The sequence below is a fragment of the Paenibacillus humicus NBRC 102415 genome, assembly GCF_004000905.1.
Lineage (GTDB): Bacteria > Bacillota > Bacilli > Paenibacillales > Paenibacillaceae > Paenibacillus_O > Paenibacillus_O humicus.
In genome coordinates this window covers 40,725-65,052 of sequence record NZ_BIMD01000013.1, presented here as the reverse complement: position 1 = coordinate 65,052, position 24,328 = coordinate 40,725, and the positions used below count along the sequence as shown (strand labels likewise).

Genomic DNA, 24,328 nt, shown 5'->3' with positions numbered 1-24,328 from the left:
CGGTCCGGCTTGACGATGAGATCATCCATGCCCTTGTCGTGCGGCATCATTTCTTTGAAGCGTATTCCGAATCCTCCTGAGGATGAACGTCGTCATGCCGGAACGGCTTGACGACTGTCGTAAAAATAATGGTCGTGCCGGGTTCATGCGACGGTTCTACCCGGATCGTGCCGCCCATGAGCTCGACCAGGGATTTGCTGATCGATAATCCGAGGCCCGTGCCGTCGAACATCCGGGTTGTCGAGGCATCCAGCTGGGAGAACGGCTGAAACAGCTCGTCGACCTTGTCCGGAGGGATTCCGATTCCGGTATCCATGATCCTGAATTCAAGCAAAAGGGAATCAGCCGTCTCCTCCAGCTTGTCCACCCTTATGCATACGCCGCCTTCATGGGTGAACTTGACGGCATTGCCGACCAGATTGTTCAGCACCTGCCGGAGACGGTTGACATCTCCCTTCAAATAAGAAGGCAGAGACGGATCCATGAAGACTTTTATTTCCAGGTCCCGTTCCCTGGTTTTGGCCGTGAACAGGTCCATCGTCTCCATCAAGCAGTGCTGGAGGGAAAAAGCCTCTTCTTCCAGTTCCATCTTTCCGGATTCGATTCTGGAGAATTCGAGAATATGGTTGATGACAGAGAGCAGGGCATGACCGCTAGTGTGGATGATGCCGGCCATCTCGGTAAATTCCTCCGGCAAATCGGAGGCGAGAAGCAGATCGGACATGCCGATGATTCCATTTAGCGGAGTCCGCATCTCATGGCTCATCATGGCCAGGAATTCCGACTTCACGCGGGAGGCGAGCTCCGCCGTCTCCTTCGCCTGACTGAGCGCCAGATTGGCTTTCTCCAGCTGCCTCGTCTGGTTCTTCAACGTTTCACTTTGAATCTGGAGGGTCTTGTTCGCTTCATACATGCTGACGTAGCCCTCGATTTTGGATTTGAAGATCTGCGGAACGAAGGGCTTCGTCATATAATCCATCGCGCCTACGGAATAGCCGGCGAAGATGTGCTCCATCTTATTGCTCGTGGCCGTCATGAAGATGATCGGCACGAATTTGGTCTTCTCCCGGGTCCGGATGAGGCTGGCCGTCTCGATCCCGTCCATCCCCGGCATCTGCACAGCCATGACAATGACGGCAAACTCCTCTTCCAGCAAACATCGCAAAGCTTCCATACCGGAATAGGCCCGGACCAGACGATAGGGTTCTCCGACGAGAACCGCCTCAATGGCCACCAGGTTTTCCGGATGATCGTCTACGAGCAGGATATTGATGGGAAAATCCATGAGGCCCCTCGCTTTCCGACTTTTGGAGTAACGGGCTTTTATTTCGACAAAATAGGATAAGATAACTCCGATTATATCGGATAAACTCTCAATTAGGAAAATGGTTTCCCGCTAGTTTCGATTTTTTTATTTCTCGCTCCAACGGGACGAAGTAGCAACGAAAAAAAACGGGATGAAGCCGATTTCCGCTCGGTTTCATCCCGTTTGATTTTTTCGGCTTCTCCAGCATGAGAAGGAGAATCTCCATCCGATGTTCATCTCTTCAGCGCGCGGCGCGCCTCCTCCAGCGTGTCCGAGCAGGACTGCTCCAAAGAGATGCCCGCGCTCCAGCCGAGAGCCGCCAAGGCCGAGGCATCCGCAGGCGGAGGAGACGCAGCCTCGCTGTCTCCAGCCTGAATCTCCAGCGGGCAAGCCGCTAGGCTGTGGTACAGATCGGCCAGCTCCCCGAGAGATCGCATCCGGCCGGACCCCATGGCGTAGGTCGCCCCGGAGAGGCCGCCCCGCAGGATGGCTTCATACCCCCGCACCGCATCGCGGACATCGAGGAAATCCCGCTTCTCGGTCCGAGAGGAGAGCGGGAACGGGAGCGGAGGCTCCTCTCCCTCCGCCGCAGCCTTCTCGCAAGCAGCCGCGTACCGGGCGAGCAGAGCGTTAAGGCCGCCGGAGGGCCCGGGCCCGATAAGATTGCAAGGTTCCGCGGCGATGATGTCCATGCCGTACATGGAATGCCAGCTGAGGGCGGCGGCTCTTTGGAACGTCTTGCTCAGGCTGTAGGGATGGGGCGGCCGGGGCGGTCCGTCCTCCGGCAGCCTGTAGCCGAGCATGGAGCCGGCGACGATGATCCTGCAGGAGGGAGCGGACAGCCGGACGGCTTCCAGCAGATGCACCGTGCCCATCAGATTGGCTTCCAGATAGCCTGCGGGATCCTTCCAGGAGGCGCCGGCATGATTGGCTCCCGCCAGATGCAGCACCGCGTCGGGCGAAATCTTGGCGATGGACTTCGCTACGGCCTGGCGGTCGGCCAAATCGCAGCCGACGACCGTGCAGCCGGCCGCCGCCTCCGGCGGCGCGGAGCCCGGCCGGATCATGGCGGCCACCGCATATCCCTCTGCTTCTGTAAAATGCTTTACCGCATGGCGGCCGCAGTACCCGCCTGCACCGGTCACCAGAAGGCGCAGCGGACGCCTCTGCCGGACCATCTCCTCCATGCCGCTTCCCCCTTCGTTCAAGCGGTCCATCGCTTTCCTCGAGCCGAGGCGCGACCGCCGGGCCCGGCGGTCAGAGCCGCCGTTTCTCCCACTCCGCCATCTCTGCCACCATGTCCGCTATGCTTGGGGCCTTGTAGTCCCAGTCGGTGCGCACAGCGGTGAGGGTCCGGTCGATGAAAGGCTCGGCAGACGCCGTAATTTCAATGTCCGTGCGGCCGTAGGCCTGCTTGAACATTTCCAGCATTTCCAGCTTGCTCGCCGGAGCCGCAGCCAGCAGATGCACGAGGCCGCCGATCTCCGGCCGGGAAGCCGCATACTCGACCGCCTTCGCGAGCTCCAGCGTCGTCACTCCGTTCCAGTATACGCGGCTGTATCCCGATACCGAACCTTTCTGATCCAGAAACCACTTCAGCAGGCCGATTCCGGCAGGATTGGCATCCGGGCCGATGATGGACGTGCGGATCGTCAGATGCCCGGAGCCGCGCAGCTCCCCGAGAGCCTTCGAGAGGGCGTACACGCTTTTGCCGTCCGGAATATCGTGCTCGCTGTACCCGCCCCGGTCTCCCTCGAAGACGCAGTCGGAGCTGATGTGGATCAGCCTCGCCCCGATCTCCGAGGCGGCGAAAGCAAGCCAGTGGGGAAGCAGCCCGTTCACGATATAAGCCTCGAGCGGATGATCCTCTGCGTCTCGGTTGAGCTTGCCTACGCAGTTGACGACGAGATCCGGGCGCTGGGATTCCATCACGCTCCGGACGGCTTCCAGATCGGAGGCCTCCAGCTGGAGCGAGCCGCCGCGGCCGTCGCGGGTCGTCCAGACGACTTCAAACCCTGGGCGGCGGCGGAAATAGTCGACCATCATCGAGCCTGCCATTCCGCCGCCTCCGATGATGAGCAGCTTCATGAGAGGAAGCCGCCCCGCTTCAGCATATCCTGGATTTCCTGCTTGTTCATGAGATTCTCGCTCGAGCAGAAGCTGTCGAAGGCGACCGCTTCATAAGAGGCGTAATGCTCTTGCAGGCCGGGAATATCGAGCGGAGGCAGGATGACGAGGTATTCCTTGTCGTAGATGACGGTGCTCTTGCTTTCGAATTCGGTGAGCAGGATTTCATGCAGCTTTTCTCCGGGACGGATGCCGGTCTCGATAACGTCGGCTTTGACGCCGATATCCTCCATCAGCACCTCGGCCAGCTCCTCGATGCGGCAGGTCGGCATCGTCATGACGAAGATTTCGCCTCCGAGGCTTTCCTCCGACGCCTTGAACAGGAGCGAGATCGCATCCTGGAGCGTCAGGAAAAAGCGCGTCATGCGGCGGTCGGTCAGGCGGACCTGGCCTTTGCTGCGGATCTGGTTCGTGAACAGGTGGATGACGCTTCCGTTCGTGCCCAGCACATTGCCGCCGCGCACGCAAACGAACTTCGTATCGGTGTGAAGCAGGTTCGCGTACACGATCAGCTTCTCTCCGATCGCCTTGGTCATGCCGTAGAAATTCGACGGATTGGCCGCCTTGTCGGTCGAAATATAGATGACGCGCTTCACTTTGTTCGCGGTTGCCGCCTCGATGACGTTCTGCGTGCCGAGCACGTTGGTCTTGAGCGCTTCATAGGGCTGCTCCTCGCAGACCGGCACATGCTTGAGCGCGGCCAGGTGGAAGACGTAGTCTACGCCCATCGTCGCCTTCGTCAGCGCATCCAGGTCGCGGATGTCGCCGATCCGGAACGTCAGACGGGAATCCTCGAACGTGCGGCTCATCGTCACCTGGGCGGATTCGCTGCGGGAGAACACGACGATTTCCTTCGGATTTTGCGGCAGCAGCTGGCGAATCAGCTCATACCCCCAGGAACCGGTGCCTCCGGTAACGAGAATACGCGAGTTTTCAAACATTCCATTTCCCTCCAAGCAAATATTTCACTACGATGTCGGATACGTCGGGGGACTGATGGCCTGCCGGAATGGTCCAGCTTGGCGGAAGAGAAGTCATGACCTCGACGGCATCCGCGATATTGCCGGCACGGAGGCCGCTGACGGCGTTGCTGCCGCAGTCCACCGTCTCGGGCCGCTCCGTCGTATTGCGGATCGTGACGGTCGGGACGCCGAGCAAGGCAGCATTCCTCCTGCACGGTGCCGCTGTCCGATACGGCGCACCAGGCGCTCTGCTCCAGCCGGACGAAGTCGAAGAAGCCGAACGGCTCATGGAATTCCACGAGCGGATGGGGAGAGACCGCCGTACCGCCGGATTCGATGCGGGATCGGGTGCGGGGATGGATGCTGCAGACGAGCCGCTTGCCGCTGCGGTCCGCGATCAGATTCAAGCCTTCGAGGATGCCGTCGAGATGGGCGGGCACGTCCACGTTCTCGGCGCGGTGGGTCGTGACGAGGACATACTCCTTCTCCAGCAGTCCGAGCCGCTCCAGAATGCGGCTTGCGGCGATCCGGTCCTTGTAATGCTCCATCACTTCATGAATCGGATTGCCGGTCCGGACGATCCGGTTCGCCGGGAAGCCCTCGCGCAGCAGATTGCTCTTGCTGTACTCCGTATACGGCATGTTGATGGTCGACACGGAATCGATGATCCGCCTGTTCTTCTCTTCCGGCACGGTCAGGTCGTAACACCGGTTGCCCGCTTCCATATGCACGACCGGGATGCCCATCCGCTCTGCGACGATCGCGCACAGCGCGCTGTTGGTGTCGCCGAGCAGCAGCACGACATCGGGCTTCTCCAGCCGGAGCAGCCGCTCCATCTCGCCGAACATGAGCGACAGCTGTCCTCCGAGGGAATGGCTGCCTCCCGACATGATATGGTCGGGCTTGCGGATTCCCATCTCTTCAAAAAAGACATCATTCAGCGAAGCCGTATAATTCTGGCCCGTATGGACCAATACATGGCTTGCCGCCAGCCGGTCCAGCTTGCCGATAATGAGGCTCAGCCGGATGATCTCCGGCCGCGTGCCGAGTACGGTCATTACGCGCACGTCATAGTTCCGCCTTTCTGCCATTCGTAATTTGCCGGACAGCATCCAGTCGGGCTGCCGGCATGCTCAATCGCTCAGCGCCGCTTTTTGCCTGCGGAACGCCGGCGCTTGCCGCCGCCCGCCCGGCGGCCCGCTTTCCTGCGGGATGATCGGCCTGCGGAGAGCGCCCTTCCCTTGCGCGGCCTCATCCCGCCTTTGCGTCCGCCCCGCCTTTTTCTGCGGCGGCTCGCGCGGCGGCTTCCCGAGGAAGCGCGCCGGGAAGCTGCCGGGGAATGCCCGGCATGCGGCGGATCCGAGCCGATCGGCTCGCCTGCGCCAAGCAAGGCCAACACTGCATCGGGCATCTCCTGCCGCGCTTGGTGCGCATAGCCGGCTTCCGCCAACGCTTCCGGGCTGCGGAACGGGCGCAGCTGCCAATCCCTCAGCTCGTATACCTGTGCGCCGCTTCCATGAACGATCCGAGGCGAAGTCCGGCCGGACAGATGCAGCTGCCGGATCCGCTCGGTCAGCCGGCTGCGGTAGGCCGGCATGCCGAATACCTCCAGGGCGGCCGCGCCGCTCCTTGCGGCGACAGCCAGCCGCAGCGGCATGTTCGCGGTCAGCTGCGAGACGAGCGCAGCCAGCTCGTATGGATGGCCCGCAGCGGCCAGACGCTCTGCGTTTCCCGTCGCGCGCATGATTTCGGCGAGTCCTCCCGATGCGTACGCGACGACAGGCTTGCCGAACAGCATCCCTTCCAGCGCCGTCATCCCGAAGCCTTCCTCCACAATGCTGGGTACGACCAGAATATCGAGCGCAGGATAGGCGTTGCGGATGTCGGTCTCGAAGGGCAGCCAGCGGAACCGGTCCGCCATGCCGGAGGAAGCCGCCATGCGGATGCATCGCTCCAGATAAGGCGGATCGACCGGATTGCCGGTGACCGCGAATACCGCTTCGGGATGGCTGGCTCCGACATGCAGAGCCATCGCCATGAAGTGGTCGAGGCCTTTGTTCTCATAGAGATGGGAAGCGATGAAGCCGATCAGGCATTGATTTTCGGCCACATTCAGCTGGGCCCTTCGCTTCGCCCGTCTGGAAGTCCAGGTCCATGGCTCGAAATTCGACCCGTCGACCGCCGGATAGAGGACGGCGGACTTTGCGAGCAGGCTAGGGGAATGAATCGGCGACAGGGTCGAGGCGGATATTCCGACCAGCAGGTCGGTATGGGCTTCCATCAGCTCCTGAACGCTGCCGGTCCCTGCCGACGTCCGCATCGTCTCCGTCAAGCACCAGATGACCGGCACTCCCAGCCTCGTCGCCGCGATGGCAGGCAGGGGATGAACGCAGGTGTTGACCCATACCGCATGCGGCTTTACGGCGATGAGAAGACGGTACAGCGCCTCCATGCCGGAGCTGTGGACGCCTCCGGAAACCTCCTCCAGAATGGCCGGGTGGGCTTGATACATGGAATAGTAGATCGGGACAGCGCCTGTGACATGCACCCTGATTCCGGCCGCTCTCGCCCTTGCCGACAGGATGCCTTCCTCGGGCACGGCCAGAATGCATGCAGCCGCTCCGGCCAGCTCTGTCATCGTGAGCAGCAGCAGCTTCTCGGCTCCTGTTATCGCGTCAGGACTGCATATATGGGAGAAGAACAGGATGGTCGGGTTCGAAATCAATTTCTTCACCCCCTTCGGTCGGAAGCCGGCGCATCAGGACGGAAACATCGACGTCAGCATGTAGTTCAGCCGATGCGCGTAGGTATGCTCCTTCATCGTCCGGTGCATGGAGCGCAGCGCGATGTCCTGCCTCTCTTGCTCGTGCTGGAGGTAATAATCGATCTTCTCGACCAATTCCTGAGGCGAGGAATAGGTCGCGATTTCCACTCCCGGCGTGTAGAAGCTGGCCAGGTCTTCCCGTACGTCCGTCAGCTGCAGGGTGCCGCAGGCGGATATTTCGAACGTGCGGGGATTGGGAGAAACCGCCGTGATCATCTCGCTGTTGCTGTTGAACGTTTCGTCGTCATGGGCACGGTGCATGTTGATGACGATCTTCGCTCCGTTGTACGTCGCCGCCGTCTCCAGCGGTCCCATCCAGTGGCCCGCCCGGATGCGGGAGGAGAGGAGCTGATAATCGCGCAGCCGCTCCCACCAGAGACCGGAGATGATAATATCGCGAGTGGCGAGGTACGGAGTGATCTGGTCGAAGAAGTCGACGCGCTTGTGATAAGCGGAACCGACGAAGCTGATTTCCCTGCGGAGGGACAGATCGGGATTGCGGGGGCGGAATTCATCGGGATTGACGCCGAGCGGAAGGTAATGGACGTTGGGGCATCCGAGCCTGCGGTAGAATTCGACGCAGTTTTTCTCCAGCGTAAAGACGAAGTCGTAATGCGGAGCGAGCTTGCGGGTGATGTCGGAATAGTAGGGATCATCCGTGAACCAGACGGCTGTCCGGATGCCGAGCGCCCGGATGGCGTCGACGTTCTCGACCGGAGCCTGCAGGCCGTCCAGGAAGATGACCGCGTCGGGCCGCAGCGTTTCGGCCTGCTGAACGTAATTTTGCAGCGTATCGCTCACGCTGAGCCTCAACGTCATGGAACGGAGCGAGTCGGCGATGGAGGCGTCCAGGGGAGAATACGGATATCCTTTTGCGGTAGCGATAAACATGATATGAAGCGGGAATATGGGAGGCGAATAGCTTACCAGGGAAAGGCCGGCCTCGCATTTGCCGAACCAGCGGCCGTGCTCATGTCCCGTCGCGAAGCCTGCTGCCCTGCCCCTTTCCAGCTCCGGATCCGGAAGCATCGGGGCGACGGGTTGCAGGAAGCGCTTCTTGCTTGCGCGGGCAGGCGCATGCTTGGCTGCGCGCCTGCCCTTGCGCAGGGATTTAACTGCCAACTTTAGTCCTCCTCTTTTGATAGCAGCACTCACGCCGTCAGCCCAGGGGGAGCAGATCCAGAAGATCTCCGACGCGGCGGGCGAAGGTGTGTTCCTGAAGCGTGCGCAGCATCCCTTTCACGGAGACGGCTCTGCGCAGGTCTTCATGAAGAAGATAATGCCTTATTTTGCCGACCAGCTCTCCTGCGTCGGCAAAGGTGTCCAGCTCCTGTCCCGGCACGTAATAACGGCCGAGGTCATCGCGGATATCGGTCATCTGCAGCGTTCCGCAGGCGGAAATTTCATACGTCCTTGGATTGATGGAGGCGCCGCGGAGACCGTGATCGTTGTGGTTGTCGACTCCCGGTTCCGTCGTCCGGTGGATGTTCAGGACGATCCGGGCGCCGTTGTAATAGTTCACCGTCTCCTCGATCGGCATCCAGCCGGGAAGCAGCTGGCAGCTCTTGCGCGCCCTTGGACTCAGACGCTCCCATTCCCCCCCGGCGATGACGACCCTGAGGCCTTGCAGCTGCGGCAGCACCTGATCCAGCAGCCCGATCCGGTTCCAGAAGCCCTGGCCGATGAAGCAAACGTCGCTGCGGTATTTGCGGGGAACCGGCTTGGCATGGTAGACCCCCGTATTGACGCCGAGCGGCGCGTAATGAACTTGCGGATGTCCCAGCCGACGATAGAAATCGACCGCCTCGAGGTCGTGGGTGAAGACGTAATCGTAGCAGAACGCCAGGCTGCTCGTTTCCCTCGTAAAATAGGGATCGTCCGCGAACCAGATGGCGGCCGGTATGCCCAAATTCCGGATCGCTGCGATCTGCGAAGGCTGATCGGCCGGAAACACGTGATGCAAGCCGTTCATGACGAGCACCAGATCCGGCCTGAGCCTCTCCGCGTCAACGAACATGGTGCCGGGACTGCTTACAGCAACCGAGCTGGCGTGCATCGCCAGCGCTTCCTGCACGCCTTGGTCGATCGCCGGAAACCCTTGCGGGACGTACATGACGCTCATGGCTCTTCGCGCTTCGGGCGTCCATACCCGCGCGGCGGATGCCGCAGCCTGGCAGGCGCCGTCCCGGCGGCCTTCCTCCAATCCGATCCGATGCCCCTCCTGCCTTCCCGCTTCAACCGTCCGCGGTACGTGGCTTGGCATGCCGAATGCCTCCCTTCTTGACCTTGCTCTGCTCCTACTATATGTCCGGAGGCCGCTGTCTACTTGGTCTCTTGTCCTCGCGCCGCCAAAAATGGCGGATGACTAGATTAGCAGAATGAACGCCTGCGGCGACGACGCGGGCTGCGTCCCCTGCATCCGGCGGCCGCAACGGATGAATGCCCGTATTGCCGGACAGGAGCCGCCTGGAGCGTTTCGGTCGCCTAAAAAAAAGCCGCCGGACGGCGGCCTGAAAGCTTTGAAATCAGCCGGGCTGGGTTTCATAGGCGAATTGCAGTCCCTCTTCATAGCCCATGCCGAAGCCAGCCTGATACCCCTCTGTGTACGTCTGCTGGAATCCGGCCTGGAAAGCGGGGCTTCCCTGCATGATCGCCGGCTCCACGAACCCATGGACGGCTCGGCGCCGCGCTGCCGCCTGCCGGCGGCGCGGCCGTTTTGCCGCCGCCGATCGTCTGACGGAACGAGTCTTCTTCTTTGCGGCCGACTTTCCTTTTTTCGCTCCGGCTGCTTTTTTTCGCCGCCCGAGCGCTGCGGAAGGCAGCCGTTTTCTCACGGCACTTCTTTTTGTCTTCATGAAATATCCTCCTTGGAATCCTTGTAAGCCCTTGTCCCGCCGCATGATTTCATAGACGCTGGTACAGCAGAGGGGGAGCAATAACAGGCAGCCCGGCCGGTAGCAGCGCCGCAGCGGCATCCGCCTCAGGCATCAGGGGCTTAAGATGAAGCCCCCAGCGCTCCGCGGCCGCCGGGTTGAGAACGGTCCTGCGCCGCCCCTCTTCCACATAAGCAAGGGAGCCGTTCAGCCATGCCGCATAGGGCGGTGGAAAATCGCCGGTTGAGCTCTCCCCGTCCAGCGGCAGGGACGGGGCGGACTTCTCGCTTCTCCAGCGGGAAGCCGCGATGCTGGAAGCGATCGTTGCCGCAGCCGGGCGGTAGCGGCTCAGCACGGGCCTTCCCAAGCGGACGGAAGGAAGCTCCCAGCCTCCCTCGATTTTCCAGCGGACTCCCCTCTCCAGCCACCAGACCGTTCCGTCGGCCCCTTCCGCAGCGACCCCGCCTGGATAGAAGGACGCCTCGCCAGCCGGCTTCGCCAGTTCCGGATCCTTCGCCGACGGCGCCCGAAGAACGCCCGCCGGATCCTCCCATTTGGCCTTGTAAAAGAGCCGGTTGCTGTCGGTGATGGCCGTCATGCGGGCTTCCTCCCGCACCGTGACGCTGCCGAAATGATGAATGAAGCAGTCTCCCGCAATGTACAGCCGCAGGCTCAGCAGCCTCGCGCGCAGGCAGAAATCGTCATCCTCGTAGTTTCCTACCTGATAACCCTCGTCGAAGTACCCGATCGCCTCCCACAAGGAGCGGCGCATCAGCATGCAGAAGCCGGTCAGTCTCGCCGTCTCTTTCCAGCGCCGCGAATCCGGCTTGTTGCGGCCCCGAGCCCAGACATCCATCCCCCTGATCGAACGATAGGGAACCTTCACGAGCTGGCTGCCGCTGATGAAGTTGGTGACGGGACCGACGATGCCGGCGGAGGGACTTCGTTCCAGGCAGGCCGTCAGGTTATCCAGCCAGCGCTCCGTCACCAGCGTGTCGTTGTTGAGCAGCAGCAGCCTGTCGCCTCTGGCCATCATGAGGCCGCGGTTGACCGCTCCCGCAAAACCGAGATTGCGGTCCATGACCCGGAAGCGGAGCTTGCCCGGGCCAAGCAGCAGCGAATAGGTTTCCAGCATGGCGGCCGTCCCGTCCGCCGAGGCATTGTCCACGACGATGATTTCGTATGGCTCTGGAGTATGCCTCCGAATGCTGTCCAGGCAGCGGACCAGGTAGTCCCGCTTGTTGTAGGTCGGAATGATGATGCTCGTGCCCGGCCATCGCTGCCCCAAGGCTGCCTTCCCGGCTTCGAAGCCGTGATCGTAGCCTTCCTGCCATCCGGGAGCGCGCGTCTGCGGCGCCTCCTCTGGCGCATCCGCCGCATTTGCCGCTAGGGACGGCATTGCCGGAACTGCTTTCATCGCATTTGATGCGGCTGCTGGAACGGTTCTGGAAGCGCCTCGCCGCCCGCTCACGGAGCTGCGGCCTCCTTGGCCACGTTCCGGCAGCCGCTCCTGGAGCAGGCTCTCATTTCTGTCCCTCTCCATCCTTCTTGTGCCGGGCTGCTTCAAGAAGAGAATCGAACGTCCCTGCATCCGCCCACCAGCCCTGCAGCATCGCATGCGCCAGCTTGCCTGCGGCCGCGTAGACATTGTTGACGTCCGTGATTTCAAGCTCCCCTCTTCCTGAAGGAGCGATCGCGGAGACGACGTCGAAGACGCTGCCGTCGTAGAGATAGATGCCGGTCACGCTGTAGCTGCAAGCGGGAGCGGCCGGCTTCTCCTCGATTCGGAGTATCTTTCCGCCTTCATCGAACACCGGCACCCCGTACCTTTCCGGATCGGGAACTTCCTTGAGCAGAACCATCGCGCTTCCGGCAGGCTCCTTCTCGTATGCCTTCACATAGGGCTCGAGGGAGTCGTCGACCAGATTGTCGCCAAGCAGCATCAGGAACTTCTCTTCCTTGCCGACATAGGGCTTCGCCAGCTCAAGAGCCTGGGCGATGCCTCCGGCCTCCTCCTGGATGAGATAGGTTATCGATGCCCCGTGCCCGCGGCCGCTGCCGAAATACTCGATGAACATTCCCGCCGAGCGGCGGCCCGTAATGAAGAGAATTTCATCCGCTCCCGCCGCCGCGAGCGTATTCACGGCGTAGTGGATCATCGGATAGTTGTACACCGGGAGCAAGTGTTTGTTCATCAGTCCCGTCAGCGGCATCAGCCGGGTACCGGTTCCTCCTGCAAGCAGAATGGCTTTCAACAGACGTTCACTCCTTCTCTTCTTTAAGCAAATGCGCTAATCAGACTCTTTTCCTGCGACATCGCGGCGGCGGTCGTAATCCGGGAAGGCGGATCTCGGCCCGCCTTTCCTTTCTAGAATCCGTACAACGGCTTGGGCGCAGCGGACGCCCTCCTCCGGAAGCGGCTTCCCTGCGCGCGCGCTTCGCGCAGCGGCTGCCGGCGCCGTTACCGTGACCGCCTTCCCCCCTGCCGCCAGCAGCGTCGCCAATGCTTCGGCCGGATCGGCAAGCGCATCCCCTTGAAGCAGCTCCGCGGCTTTGCGGTTCAGAGCGAAAACGGCCCGTTCCATCGACGCGAAGCTGCGCGTCTCTTCTCCGAGCGACCAGTGCATGAAGGCGCTCAGAACCATGGACTTGCTCCAGCTCGAGAACGGGACCGCGCGGCTTGTGCTTGACGGAACCGCGGCACATGGCCGGCGGGAGGAAACGGCTTTGGCAATGAGAGCCTGCGCCGGCAGCCGGGCAAGCGCATCGGCTCCGAGCCCGGCATCCGCATACAGGACGGCATCCTTCTCCGAGGCGGCTGCAAGAACGGAACCAGCCGCCAGCGCTTCATGGACATGAATGGCATCGAGATCGGGATGGCGCACGTCGGCTTCGGACCGGTTCGAAGCTGCTTCAGTCTCCCCGGCTCCGCCAAGCCGGCTGCCTGCACGGTAGAGCATTTCAATGACCGGGCTGAACCCTTTCCGCCGCATGATCTCCGCAGCTTCGGCCAGCTGTCCGGCGTCGCTCCCGGCCACGACAGCGGCGGAGAGAGGCTTCCAGCCGGGATAGACCGCGCTATTGCCTCCGCTGCTGCGATCGCGGGTTGGATTGGTTTTCCTGCTGCGATAGCGGGTTCGGCCGGCTTTGCCGCTTCGATAGCGGGTTGGATCGGCTTTGCTGCCGGCTTTGCCTTTTTCGTTCGGGCTTGTCGTTCTGCCGTTGCCGGCTGCCTTTGCCCTGCCGGTCCTTCCATATCCGGACCCTCTGCCGTCCTGTCTCCCTGTCCCCGGACGGACCGTCCTGCCGCCCTGCATCATTCCGTCCCTCCCCCATGTCCGGTTTCCGCACCGTCGGACTCGGGAAGGACAGGAGCTTCTTTATCGGACGCAGCTTGCCTCGACAGCCAGGCGATCGCTTCGAGATGATCCCCGATTATGAGCCGGTGAAGCGGCCTTGACCGCTCGCGCTCGCGGCGCGGCCGGTTGCAGCGGCCGACATCGACACGGATCGGCAGGACGATCCTCAGTCCCGCCGCTGCCGCCTTGGCGTGGGCAAGAGGCGGAACGAGCAGCGATTCCGATCCGATGACCGACAATGCGCGCCTCGACATCGCGTGGGGGACGGCGGTGAGCGAGGTTCCTTTGAGATCGGGCCGGCCGAGCATCTCGTTGAGCGCATGCTTCGCCAGCACGACGGGATGAACCCGGGATGTATGGACAGGACCGGAGTAATCGTTCAAGGCGACATCCGCTCGCCCGCGGGCAATGACATCGACGAACGGCCTCAGCTTGACGGCGGACAGCACCATATCTCCGTCCAGGAACAGAAGGATCTCTCCTTGGGCGGCACGGGCGCCTATGGCGCGTCCGACATCGTGTCCGAGAGGACTCAGGTATCGGATCACCTTGGCGCCGCAGCGTTCGGCTGCTTCCGCAGATCCGTCGGTGGAACCGTTGGCGACGACAATCAGCTCCGTGTGCGGATGGATTCTCGCAGCCTGCTTCAACACGGCGGCAATCGTCCGCCGTTCATTCATGACCGGAATAATGACCGACAAGAAGGGCGGTGCGCCGTCTGAATCGCGGGCTTCCGCTCCGAATGCGGAAGTCGGGCCGGAGGCTGGAAGCTTGCCAGGCGACCGGCGTCCATTCCCGCCCTTTCCCATACCGGCAGGCCGGACCTTAGCCGCGAAGCCGCCTGGCCTCCCGGCGCCATCGTTCCTTCGCGGGGCTCCTGCCCCTTCCCGACGTCCGCCTTGGCTTCTCGAGCGTGCGTCTCTCATCATTTCACCTCACTACTTGCCAGCTTATGAGAGAGCGGGAACGATGGCACGGCATTTGTACAGGCGGGATAACCGGGGAGAAAAGGAATCAAAAAGAGCTGCGCCGCGTCATCCCGAGATGACGTCCGCACAGCTCTTTCAGCAGCCCATTTTATTCGTTTGTCGATTTGTCTTCGAACGAACCATTGAATTCGGCCGTCATCCATTCACCGACTCATCGATTCATCGATCCATCGATCTATCGATTCATCCATCGGCATCGATTTTTCGATTCATTCTTCAATTCATCCATCCCCTGATTTATGGGGTCATTTATTCATTGAATCCCCTTCACCTCTTGTTCTCTTGTTTCCCCGATCCGCCTCCGGCTCTCCACCCATTACCGGGAAACGGAGACGGCTGCCCGACCGCGTTCAGATCCCTTCCTGCAGCCTGCCGGCGGCGATCCAATCGATTCGGCCCCGGGCATTGCCCTCTTCCTGCGTGCGGATGAGGGTGACTACCGCCTCTGCCGTCAGCTTGGCGCGCACGACAGCGTGGCAATGGGGAACGTCGAGGGAGCAGACGAACGAATATTCGCTGTCCATGAACGGAGTCTGGAGCGGAATGATCAGGTCGATTCTGGCGCGGTCGCGAAAAGCGAACGGAATCGTTCCGTGCTGCACGCCGGCTCCTTTTGGGGACTGCCCTGCTTCGTCATCAGGCGAGGCTGGCCCGTCGTCTGCGGCCAACGCCTGCCGCGGCAGCAGCCGCGCTGTGCTCGGCGCTCGGACGGACAACGCCGAGCTGTAACGGATCTCGCTCACGTCATATCCGGGCTGCTCTTTTTCCGCCGGAAGTTCCTCCGGCTGATCCCCGATCCTGGACAAAGCGGCGTCTGCATCTGATGGCGCAGACGGCTTGAATTCAGCTTCCGGCTCCGTTCCGGCCCAGGGCAGCGTGTCCGAAACGCTCTCCAAGGCAACGCCGTGAAGCCTGACTTTGGGGACTCGGCTTTCCTTGGCCGCCAACGGGACGCGAATAGAAGCGGGAATGTCGTCCAGCCAGTCGATTTCCGATATGTTCGGATTGTCATAGTGGTATAAAGGCTTTGAAGATTGCCTGCCTCTGCCTCCCTGCTGGCTCCTGGCTTTCGGCGCGAGCGGCGCTCCGCCGGGTACATAAGGTTTGCTGCCCTTTGCGGGCCTTCCGTTCGTTTTCATCGTCAAGCTCCTCCACCAATGCATAGTACTGTTATCCTATGCGGCTGCCCGGCAGGCGGATACCATGACGTTGCAAGCAGCCCGGAAATTCAGCTGTCCTCGCTGCGCCAGGCGGCATGCCAGAGCGCGCCCGTGCCCGCTCCTAGCGGCCCGCCCGATGCGATCGCCGCAAGCGTGAACGCCTTGGCCCCCCTTGCCGCCTCCTCCATGTCCAGGCCTCTTGCAAGCAGTGCGGCAAGCGCGGAGGCAATCGTGCAGCCCGTCCCATGGGTATGGACAGTCGGAATGCGCGAAGCTGTCAGCACGACGGGGTCATTCGGATAAGAGGAAGATAGGAGAACGTCGGCGGCCGCTTCCGTTCCGGCCAGATGGCCGCCTTTAAGAAAGACATGCCTGCACCCGAATCCCAGCATTTCCTTGGAAGCGTCCTTCATCGCCTCAAGGCTTCCAATCTCCCTTTCTTTCAGACCGAGCAAGGCGCAGGCCTCCGGAATATTAGGCGTAACGACTTCCGCCAGAGGCAGAAGCCGCAGGCGAAGCGCTTCAGCCGCATCCTCCCGCAGCAGCGGAGATCCGTGCTTGGAGATCATGACGGGATCGACCACGAGCTTGATGGCCGCGGCCTTCTCCAGCCTGGAAGCTGCCGCATGGATGATCTCCGGCGAGAACAGCATGCCCGTCTTGACGGCATCGGCTCCGATATCGCCCAAGACGGCGTCGAGCTGAGCCTCTACCGCTTCAACCGGAAGGGGGTAGACTCCGTGCACGCCGACCGTATTTTGCGCCGTCACCGCAGTGATGACGCTCATGCCGAATGTGCCGAGCTCCTGGAACGTCTTCAGATCCGCTTGAATGCCTGCGCCTCCACCGGAATCCGAGCCTGCGATCGTCAGCACTTTCCGGATGCCGCCTCCCCGCAGCCCGTCGCCTTGCCCGACAGCAGTCTCTAGCAAAGGAATTCCTCCCTCATCGGAAGGTTTCGACCAGTCTCCGCGCCGCCTCTGGCCGCTGCCGCGAATCGTTCCGGGGAGAAGGAGGCGATCCATTCCGGCTTCGTTCCATCCAGCAGCTCCCCTACGGCCGCAGCGGTCGCAGGTGCAAGCAGTATGCCGTTTCGGTAATGGCCGGCCGCCACGATGACCTGGGGATGATCGCTCAAGGCGCCGATCATTGGACGCCCGTCGCGTGTGGCCGGCCTCAGCCCGGCCCAGCGCAGCTTTGGTCGCGCGCCTTCCAGGAAAGGGAATATCCGGCTGCTCCACCGCTCCAGCCGCCCGATTCCCTTCTCCGTGACCGAGGCGTCGAATCCGGCAACATCTTCGGAAGCTCCGCATACGAGGGCGTTCCCCGATTTGCCGACCCAATAGGCCTGACTCGAAAACACCATATGCCTGACCGCTCCGTCGGGCACGTCGAAAGCGCAGATCTGACCGCGAATCGGATGAATGGACTCCGGCAAGCCGAACATCACCTCGAATTCCCCGGACCAGGCTCCGGTACAGATCAACAGCCTGTCCGCCTCGTGCTCTCCGGAATAATCGGTCGAGAGAGCGACGGACCGCTCCCCGGAACCGGATGTCCGCAAAGCAAGCTCCCGCAGGCTGCCGGCTCCGCCTATCATCCTGATCCCGGCCAGCCTGCAAGCCTCGGCCAGCGCTGCAGCGAGGCGGGGAGCCTCGACATGGGCTTCGGACGGCGTGTAGATGCCGCCCGCCGCTCCCCGCGCGAGAAGCGGCTCCATACGGGCGAGCTCGGCGGCGCTCAGCAGCTCGGCTCCGCTGCCGGCCGCCCGCTGCCAGTCCAGTCTCGAGCGCAGCGGGAGCAGATCCGCTTCATGATAAGCGACGCCGACGCTGCCGGTGCGCTTGAGCCCGGCCTTCATGCCGCTGGCTTCCTCGATTGCTGCCGTCCAATCCGGGTAACGGAGCAGGCTGCCGGCGCAAAGATGGAAGAAAGCGTCCGGCTGGTCGGCATTTTCCGAGAACGGTGCCAGCATGCCCGCCGCCGCTCCCGTTGCCTGGCCGCCGAAGCCGCCCTTTTCAATGATGGTCACCTCGCGGCCTCCGCCTCTGGCCGCCTCGTAAGCGCAGCTCAGCCCGATGATGCCGCCTCCGAGGATGAGCACCCTTTCCTTCACAGCCTCCACGCTCCCGAGCGATCGGCTTGGCGCGGGTACAGAGCGCCTGCTTCCGTGCTGCTCGCAGAAGCATAGGGAAGCGCGGGGATGCGGCCGGACAGCCTGGCCAGCCGGCCGGCGCGAATCGCGAGCGCCATCGCTTCGGCCATCGCCACCGGATCAGCCGCCCGCGCCACCGGCGTATTGGCCAGCACGGCCGATGCCCCCAGCTCCATCGCCTGAGCGGCGTCCTTCGCCGAGCCGATTCCGGCGTCCACGATGACGGGGACCGGCGATTCCTCCGCGATCAGTCCGAGGTTGTACGGGTTCAGGATGCCGAGCCCGGTTCCGATCGGTGCGCCGCCCGGCATGACGGCCGCCGCTCCGGCTTCGGCCAGTCTCCGGCAGAGGATGGGGTCGTCGGAGGTGTAAGGCAGCACCGTAAAGCCTTCGGCGACAAGCCTTTCCGTCGCTCGCAGCGTCTCCAGCGGGTCGGGCAGCAGCGTGCGGGAATCGGCGCTGATCTCCACCTTGATCCAGCTGCCGAGCCCTGCCGCTCTGGCCAGGCGCGCGATCCTCACCGCCTCGTCCGCGTTGCCTGCGCCCGACGTATTGGGGAGGTAGATCCGCTTTTCTTCGGGCAGATGCTGCAGGATCGAATCGTCTTCAAGCTGCTCCAGGTTGACGCGGCGGACGGCGAACGTAATGACCTCCGCACCGCTTGCCCGGAGCGCCTGCTGCATGACGGCCGGGCTCGGGAAACGGCCCGTTCCGAGGAAGAATCGCGAAGAGAGCCTTGTCCCGCCCACTGTCCAGACATCCCGGCCCAGCTCCAGCTCAGGCTGAAGCTTCGAATCGACAGCGGTTGGACAACCCGTTCGAGGCTCTGTTTGAACTACGACCAAAGCATCTGTCTGAGCCTCTGTTCGAGCCACTGTTTGAGTCTCTGATTGAGCCTCTGTCTGAGCCTCTGTCTGAGCCTCTGTCTGAGCCTCTGTTCGAGCCTCTGTTCGCGGCTCAGCTTGAACCCCCATATGATCTTCCATCACTCAGCCTCCCCCTACAAAGTGGACCAGCTCGATCTGCATTCCATCCGCCAGCCGATGGCGGCTCCAATTTCCGCGCGCCAGGATGATTCCGTCCGCTTCGGCGACAATTCTCTGGCCGGACAGGCCGTGAAATTCGACCAGCTCCTGCAGAGTCGATGAATGCGTAAAGATTTCCTTGCCGTTCAATGTGAGGCGAAGCGGATGGCCCGGTCGGGAACCAGCCTCGGATGAGTCGGTCCGACCGGTTGCAGCCTCGCTTGCGGCAGCGATCAGGCTCCGCAGCTCCCGGCAGACAGCTGCGGGATCGGAGCTGCCGACAACCGCGGAGACGGCGCACAATCTCCTCGCCCCTGCGGCGAGCACCTCGCCTGCATTGCCGGGATGGATGCCGCCGATTGCCGTCCATGGGATGCGAACATGCCGCGCCGCCTGGCGGACGTATTCCAGCGTGACCGCCGCCCGGCCCGGCTTGGTTGCCGTCGGATACACCGGCCCGACTCCGATATAGTCGACGCCGGCCGTCTCGGCCTTCAAGGCCTGCTCCAGGCTGTGGGTGCTGATGCCGACGATCCGTTCCGGACCGAGCAGCTCCCTCGCATCCGCGATGGACAGATCGTCCTGGCCGAGATGGACGCCGTCGGCATCGGATTCAAGCGCGAGCAGGGGATGGTCGTTCACGATGAACGGCACTCCGTACTCCCTCGTAAGCCTGCGCAGCAGGCCCGCTTTCTCTCCCAGCTCCCGCAGCGAAGCTTTTTTGTCCCGCAGCTGCAGGATATCGGCTCCCCCCTCAAGCGTCTCCCGCATGACATCCTCCAGCCTTCTTCCGGGATGGCAGCCCTCGCCCGTAATGACGTACAGGCTGAACTCAAGCTTCTTCATCCTTGGCCTCTCTCTCCGGCGCATCCGCGCCCAAATAATGCCGACACCATTCCCAAGCCGTGTCAGGGTCCGCCGCGCCTTGCGCAAGCACTCTGCCGTCCGGAAACACGACAAGCTTCCCGTTGTCCGGGAGCGCTGCCCGCAGCAGATAAGGATTTAGCGTCAGCCGGCAGCCCAGCCTCTCCAGCCTTTTCTCATACGTTCCGGGTTCGGCAGGCTCCAGCTGCAGCTGGAACGAATCGCGGCCGCACAGAACGGCTATGTTCTGGCGGCGGGTGCTTCCGGCTGCTTCCGAGGCTGCTTTCGGAAGGAGCTCTCGACCTGTTCCCCATAGAGACTCCGCTTCTTCATCCTCCCGCCAAGCATCCTGCGTTCCCGGACGTGTCCCTCCCCCCCTCCGTTCCTGCACCGCTCTTGCGTTGCCGCAGATCGAACAGAGCCTTGACGGTCCGGGCAGCTTCGTTTCGCGCATCGCGTATGGCCACACAGAGGCGGAGACGAGCGTGCGGCGCATACCTTCCCTATCGCCTGCCAGCCATTTGAGCGCTTCAGCCGCCTGCAGCGCCGCGACCATCTCCACGGCCGGCGAGATCATGCCCGCCGTCTCGCAGGTCTGCCCGCTGTCCTGCTCCTCCTCGCCGCCGATCAGGCAGCGCAGGCAGCAGGTCGCGCCGGGAATGAGCGGAGCGCTCATTCCGGCCGCCCCGGCGACGCCGCCGTACAGGAAAGGAATGCCGGCACGGAAGCCGTATTCGCTCAGCACAAGCCTGGCCGCGGCATTGTCCGTACCGTCCAGCACCAGATCGCAGCCGCACGCGATCTTCTCCAGCACGCCGGGGGCCGTGAAATCGGCGGCAAACGCCTTGACTTCCACCATGCCGTTGATCCGTCTCAGCTTCCGCGCGGCGGCCTCCGCCTTGGGAAGCGCCAGCCGGGCATCCTCTTCGTCGAACAGCATCTGGCGCTGCAGATTGCTGAATTCCACGTAGTCGCGGTCGGCAAGCCGCAGCTCGCCTACCCCGGCCCGGGCCATATGCTGCGCCAGCGAAGCTCCGAGCGAGCCGGTACCGGCGACAAGCACGACGGCCTGGCCGATCCGCCGCTGTCCTTTCCAACCGATGGGAGCAAAGTGGATTTGCCTGGAATACCGTTCCTGAATGGCTTCTTGCGCCTCGGATCGGCTTGTTGCCGCCTGCTCAAGCATAGATGCTGCCGCCTCCGGCCTTGAACGCCTCCGCCTGCTCCTTCATGCCCGCCTCGATCGCCTCCGCCGTGTCCAGCCCTTCCCTCTCCGCGTAATCCCGAATGTCCTGCGTGATCCTCATGCTGCAGAACTTCGGCCCGCACATGGAGCAGAAATGAGCGCTCTTGGCGCCTTCCGCAGGGAGCGTCTCGTCGTGGTAGCTCATCGCCCGCTCGGGATCGAGCGACAGATGGAACTGGTCGCGCCAGCGGAATTCGAATCTGGCCTTGGACAGAGCGTCGTCGCGCTTTCGCGCCTGCGGATGGCCCTTGGCGAGATCGGCGGCGTGGGCGGCGATCTTGTAGGTGATGACGCCTTCCTTCACATCCTCCCGGTTCGGCAGCCCCAGATGCTCCTTGGGCGTCACATAACAGAGCATCGCCGTGCCGAACCAGCCGATCATCGCCGCCCCGATCGCGCTTGTGATATGGTCGTAGCCCGGCGCGATGTCCGTCGTGAGCGGACCGAGCGTGTAGAAGGGAGCCTCGTCGCAGACCGCGAGCTGGCGGTCCATGTTTTCCTTGATCAGATGCATCGGAACATGGCCCGGACCTTCGATCATGACCTGCACGTCATGCTTCCAGGCGATTTTCGTCAGCTCGCCGAGCGTGTCCAGCTCCGCGAACTGCGCCTCGTCGTTGGCATCCGCGATCGATCCCGGCCTCAGCCCGTCGCCCAGCGAGAAGGTCACGTCGTAAGCTTTCATGATTTCGCAGATATCTTCGAAATGCGTGTACAGGAAGTTCTCCCTATGGTGGGCGAGGCACCAGGCGGCCATGATGGAGCCTCCCCGGCTGACGATGCCCGTAACGCGCTTCGCGGTCAGCGGCACATATCGGAGCAGCACGCCGGCATGGATGGTGAAATAATCGACTCCCTGCTCCGCCTGCTCGATCAGCGTATCGCGGAACACCTCCCAGCTGAGGTCCTCCGCTTTGCCGTTCACCTTCTCCAGCGCCTGATAGATCGGCACGGTCCCGACCGGAACCGGGGAGTTGCGGATGATCCATTCCCTCGTTGTATGGATGTTCTTGCCGGTGGACAAATCCATGATCGTATCGGCCCCCCAGCGGGTCGCCCACGTCATCTTCTCCACCTCCTCCTCGATCGAGGAGGTCACGGCGGAGTTGCCGATGTTGGCGTTGATCTTCACGTGGAAATGCCGCCCGATGATCATCGGCTCGCTCTCGGGATGGTTGACGTTGGCCGGAATGACCGCTCTTCCCGCCGCGACCTCGGAGCGTACGAATTCCGCTTCCATCCCTTCCCTCAAGGCGATGAACTCCATCTCGGGAGTCACGATGCCCTGCCTTGCGTAATGCAATTGGGTGACATTTTTCCCAGTCAGGGCTCTCCGCGGCAGCCTGCCGGATGGCGGGAAAATATCCGCTCCCCTTGCGGCCGCCTTGACTGCGTCGGAGAAGCCGTTGTCCTCGGGAAGGACGATTCGGCCCTCGTATTCCTCCGTATCCGCCCGTTCTGCGATCCAGCTCCTTCGCATGAGCGGCAAGCCTCTCGCGACATCTGCCTCGTAATCGGTGTCCGTGTAAGGACCGCTTGCGTCATAGATTCGCAGAGGCTCATTCGGGATGGAAACTCCCCGCACCTCGCTGTCCGACAGCGCGATTTCCCTCATCGGAACCATGATATCCTCCCGGCTTCCCTGCATGTAGACTTTGCGGCTGCCCGGCAGCGGCTCGGTATGTATGGCCATGGATAATCAAAAGCCCCCTTAACGGATGATGATATCCGCCAGGGGGCTGCACGCTTGGAAATGCCGGTCATGCCTTTCGTTCCCGATGGTCTGCGCGAAAAACGCAGGCTGTCCGGGACACTCTACTCGTCGCATTCGCCTTCATCGGCAGATTGCGGCTAGCAGATTGGGTGCATCTGATTCTCCGCCGCTTTCCGCCGGAGGACGGCAAAAAGCCGCCTCCGGTCTGGAAGCGGCGAAAAGAGGCACAAGCCAAATAAAAGGCATGTTCGACCACTTTCCTACGCTGGCATGACCCAGATCAGGTTCGAAGGGACCAAAGCTTGCGCTTTATCTCAGCCCGTACAGGCGCCCCTAGTGGATATCTTGGTATGACTATAAGTCGGGATGGGGGAAGTTGTCAACTAGGGTCCCACTTAGAAACCCTGAAAGGCATGAAGCCAATCAAGGTTCTAAAATTAAATTTCTATCATTTCCCATAATTCAAAAATTGTTTTTCCATCTATTCGAGCATTTTTAAACAATTCTTCTGCGGTTAGAAACGATTGTGTAAAAGAGTTCTTCCCTTTAGTTAAATAGAGACCTTCTTTATTTCTACTAATCCAGAACTCATCACCTAGATAATAGAATTGAAACTCTTCACCCCATCCTACACGTTGGACTAGTTCTGTGTATCCCACTTTCTATTCCCCCTTTTAATTTCTAAATGGATTTCCATCTTTATCATACGTCCAAGTATGCTCATGTGGTGCTTCAGGGTGGGTTTTAGTGTTATTATGATGGGTATAATCTACATCTCTGATAGCTCTACCATTTGCTCCATACCATCTTCTTGTTAATAACTCACCCGTTTTTCGGTCAATAATATCGATACTAGAATTAGGTTTACCAATATAACCGGGATTTGAGGTAGTAGTGGTATGAGTGTAATAAGGGCTGACATCTAATATTTTTCCTTATTAGATGTTACTATTTGCTTTGTACCATTTCCTGTAATCCGTGCAATACCACTTTTAATCAAAGCACTTGCTTTGCATACTCTCGGATTTGTTCGATCGAGCCATTGACGGAAGTAGACTAGCGATTTCGGGTAGGCTTCAATCCTCAGCGTGTTCCTCTGTGTTCTTGGGGCAAAAATCAACTTGTAGGAGATATGCAGGAAGTGTTCTCCCGTATTGATTCTGATGCGGTATTGGAATCCTCTTTCTCCCACCGTCATCCTGAGCCCGTAGAAGTGACAGATACGCTTGTGAAGCTCATTGAAGAAATCCCAATTAACGCCTGTAAAGTCGATGACAATACGGTCAATGGATACAGTGACCCCTTTCATGTGCCGCCCCCTCCCGAATTTTTTGATGAATTTCGGGCTTAATTAGAGGGGAGATGGCTAGGCATTAACACATGACCTTCCCGTTGTAGAATGCCAGTTACGTCCTGACATTATAAAAGTCGGGCTATCCCTCCGATTAGTTGCGATGACTTTTCAATGGATTGCCTTCTCAATTTCTATATCGAGATAGTTGAGAAGAAATTTGAAAAAAACGCAGAAAACGAAGATAACAAAAAACAGGTCAATCATGGTGGTAACTGACCATAATCGATCTGTTGATGTATTGGTATAGCGTTATTTATGGTATAAAAGTACAGCATTTGTGTGCGTACAAACAAGATAGAAAAATCTTTATTCGGGTATTACATGCGTTAGATGTGTTATTGGTTGAATGTTGAGTTCATTCGGCACTGGG

General features: G+C 61.0%; 21 protein-coding genes, 1 pseudogene and 1 riboswitch. All 22 genes and pseudogenes read right to left on the bottom strand.

Going from position 1 to position 24,328, the window contains the following annotated elements; translation table 11 throughout:
- Nucleotides 1–46: 46 nt before the first annotated feature.
- The 22 genes and pseudogenes from PHU01S_RS10655 to PHU01S_RS10550 all read right to left on the bottom strand — a co-directional run bounded on the left by PHU01S_RS10655 (nucleotide 47) and on the right by PHU01S_RS10550 (nucleotide 23,913).
- A complete protein-coding gene (locus tag PHU01S_RS10655; RefSeq protein WP_127507560.1) occupies nucleotides 47–1,285 on the bottom strand; it encodes an ATP-binding response regulator in 1,239 nt (412 codons plus the stop codon).
- A gap of 254 nt (nucleotides 1,286–1,539) precedes the next feature.
- The gene (locus PHU01S_RS10650) at nucleotides 1,540–2,493 is read right to left on the bottom strand and encodes an NAD-dependent epimerase/dehydratase family protein (RefSeq protein ID WP_246029207.1); all 954 of its coding nucleotides are present in this window, start codon (nucleotides 2,491–2,493) and stop codon (nucleotides 1,540–1,542) included.
- Between the two features lie 70 nt (nucleotides 2,494–2,563).
- On the bottom strand, nucleotides 2,564–3,394 hold the full coding sequence (locus PHU01S_RS10645; protein ID WP_127507558.1) for a dTDP-4-dehydrorhamnose reductase family protein: 831 nt from the start codon (nucleotides 3,392–3,394) through the stop codon (nucleotides 2,564–2,566).
- Nucleotides 3,391–4,374, bottom strand: a complete 984-nt coding sequence (locus PHU01S_RS10640; protein WP_048750108.1) for a polysaccharide biosynthesis protein — start codon at nucleotides 4,372–4,374, stop codon at nucleotides 3,391–3,393. The genes PHU01S_RS10645 and PHU01S_RS10640 overlap by 4 nt, the downstream gene beginning before the upstream one ends.
- Nucleotides 4,367–5,462: pseudogene (gene wecB / locus PHU01S_RS10635) on the bottom strand (non-hydrolyzing UDP-N-acetylglucosamine 2-epimerase). The gene PHU01S_RS10640 and the pseudogene wecB overlap by 8 nt, the downstream one beginning before the upstream one ends.
- A 74-nt stretch (nucleotides 5,463–5,536) precedes the next feature.
- Nucleotides 5,537–7,129 carry a glycosyltransferase family 4 protein gene (locus PHU01S_RS10630; RefSeq protein WP_218032441.1) on the bottom strand — a complete coding sequence of 531 codons (1,593 nt, stop codon included), beginning with the start codon at nucleotides 7,127–7,129 and terminating at the stop codon, nucleotides 5,537–5,539.
- Nucleotides 7,130–7,153: 24 nt separating this feature from the next.
- On the bottom strand, nucleotides 7,154–8,341 hold the full coding sequence (locus tag PHU01S_RS10625) for a CgeB family protein (protein WP_246029206.1): 1,188 nt from the start codon (nucleotides 8,339–8,341) through the stop codon (nucleotides 7,154–7,156).
- A 37-nt stretch (nucleotides 8,342–8,378) separates the two neighbouring features.
- On the bottom strand, nucleotides 8,379–9,482 hold the full coding sequence (locus tag PHU01S_RS10620) for a CgeB family protein (protein WP_048745374.1): 1,104 nt from the start codon (nucleotides 9,480–9,482) through the stop codon (nucleotides 8,379–8,381).
- Between the two features lie 262 nt (nucleotides 9,483–9,744).
- A complete protein-coding gene (locus PHU01S_RS10615; RefSeq protein ID WP_021881604.1) occupies nucleotides 9,745–10,074 on the bottom strand; it encodes a hypothetical protein in 330 nt (109 codons plus the stop codon).
- 49 nt (nucleotides 10,075–10,123) lie between these two features.
- Complete coding sequence (locus tag PHU01S_RS10610; protein WP_218032440.1) at nucleotides 10,124–11,635, bottom strand: glycosyltransferase family 2 protein; 1,512 nt, start codon at nucleotides 11,633–11,635, stop codon at nucleotides 10,124–10,126.
- Nucleotides 11,616–12,347, bottom strand: a complete 732-nt coding sequence (locus PHU01S_RS10605) for a sugar phosphate nucleotidyltransferase (RefSeq protein ID WP_049869442.1) — start codon at nucleotides 12,345–12,347, stop codon at nucleotides 11,616–11,618. The genes PHU01S_RS10610 and PHU01S_RS10605 overlap by 20 nt, the downstream gene beginning before the upstream one ends.
- 36 nt (nucleotides 12,348–12,383) lie before the next feature.
- Nucleotides 12,384–13,412, bottom strand: coding sequence for a hypothetical protein (locus PHU01S_RS10600; RefSeq protein WP_127507552.1), 1,029 nt, complete (start codon nucleotides 13,410–13,412; stop codon nucleotides 12,384–12,386).
- Nucleotides 13,409–14,152, bottom strand: coding sequence for a glycosyltransferase family 2 protein (locus tag PHU01S_RS10595; RefSeq protein WP_281279766.1), 744 nt, complete (start codon nucleotides 14,150–14,152; stop codon nucleotides 13,409–13,411). Before PHU01S_RS10595 ends, PHU01S_RS10600 begins: the two co-directional genes overlap by 4 nt.
- 638 nt (nucleotides 14,153–14,790) lie before the next feature.
- Complete coding sequence (locus tag PHU01S_RS10590) at nucleotides 14,791–15,579, bottom strand: WIAG-tail domain (RefSeq protein WP_164763049.1); 789 nt, start codon at nucleotides 15,577–15,579, stop codon at nucleotides 14,791–14,793.
- 89 nt (nucleotides 15,580–15,668) lie between these two features.
- Entirely contained in the window at nucleotides 15,669–16,532 is an 864-nt protein-coding gene (gene thiD / locus PHU01S_RS10585) for a bifunctional hydroxymethylpyrimidine kinase/phosphomethylpyrimidine kinase (protein ID WP_246029204.1), read from the bottom strand.
- On the bottom strand, nucleotides 16,526–17,716 hold the full coding sequence (gene thiO / locus PHU01S_RS10580; RefSeq protein WP_049869438.1) for a glycine oxidase ThiO: 1,191 nt from the start codon (nucleotides 17,714–17,716) through the stop codon (nucleotides 16,526–16,528). Before thiO ends, thiD begins: the two co-directional genes overlap by 7 nt.
- Nucleotides 17,713–18,504: a thiazole synthase gene (locus tag PHU01S_RS10575; RefSeq protein ID WP_307721796.1), complete on the bottom strand. Its 792-nt coding sequence runs from the start codon at nucleotides 18,502–18,504 to the stop codon at nucleotides 17,713–17,715. The genes thiO and PHU01S_RS10575 overlap by 4 nt, the downstream gene beginning before the upstream one ends.
- A gap of 240 nt (nucleotides 18,505–18,744) precedes the next feature.
- Entirely contained in the window at nucleotides 18,745–19,626 is an 882-nt protein-coding gene (gene thiE, locus PHU01S_RS10570; protein WP_127507544.1) for a thiamine phosphate synthase, read from the bottom strand.
- Complete coding sequence (locus tag PHU01S_RS10565) at nucleotides 19,613–20,830, bottom strand: ThiF family adenylyltransferase (protein ID WP_127507542.1); 1,218 nt, start codon at nucleotides 20,828–20,830, stop codon at nucleotides 19,613–19,615. The genes thiE and PHU01S_RS10565 overlap by 14 nt, the downstream gene beginning before the upstream one ends.
- Nucleotides 20,823–22,583, bottom strand: a complete 1,761-nt coding sequence (gene thiC / locus PHU01S_RS10560) for a phosphomethylpyrimidine synthase ThiC (protein WP_127507539.1) — start codon at nucleotides 22,581–22,583, stop codon at nucleotides 20,823–20,825. The genes PHU01S_RS10565 and thiC overlap by 8 nt, the downstream gene beginning before the upstream one ends.
- Before the next feature lie 261 nt (nucleotides 22,584–22,844).
- Nucleotides 22,845–22,949: riboswitch (TPP riboswitch) on the bottom strand.
- A 92-nt stretch (nucleotides 22,950–23,041) separates the two neighbouring features.
- Nucleotides 23,042–23,263, bottom strand: coding sequence for a hypothetical protein (locus tag PHU01S_RS10555; RefSeq protein ID WP_021878277.1), 222 nt, complete (start codon nucleotides 23,261–23,263; stop codon nucleotides 23,042–23,044).
- 263 nt (nucleotides 23,264–23,526) lie between these two features.
- A complete protein-coding gene (locus PHU01S_RS10550) occupies nucleotides 23,527–23,913 on the bottom strand; it encodes a hypothetical protein (protein WP_021878279.1) in 387 nt (128 codons plus the stop codon).
- Nucleotides 23,914–24,328 lie beyond the last annotated feature (415 nt).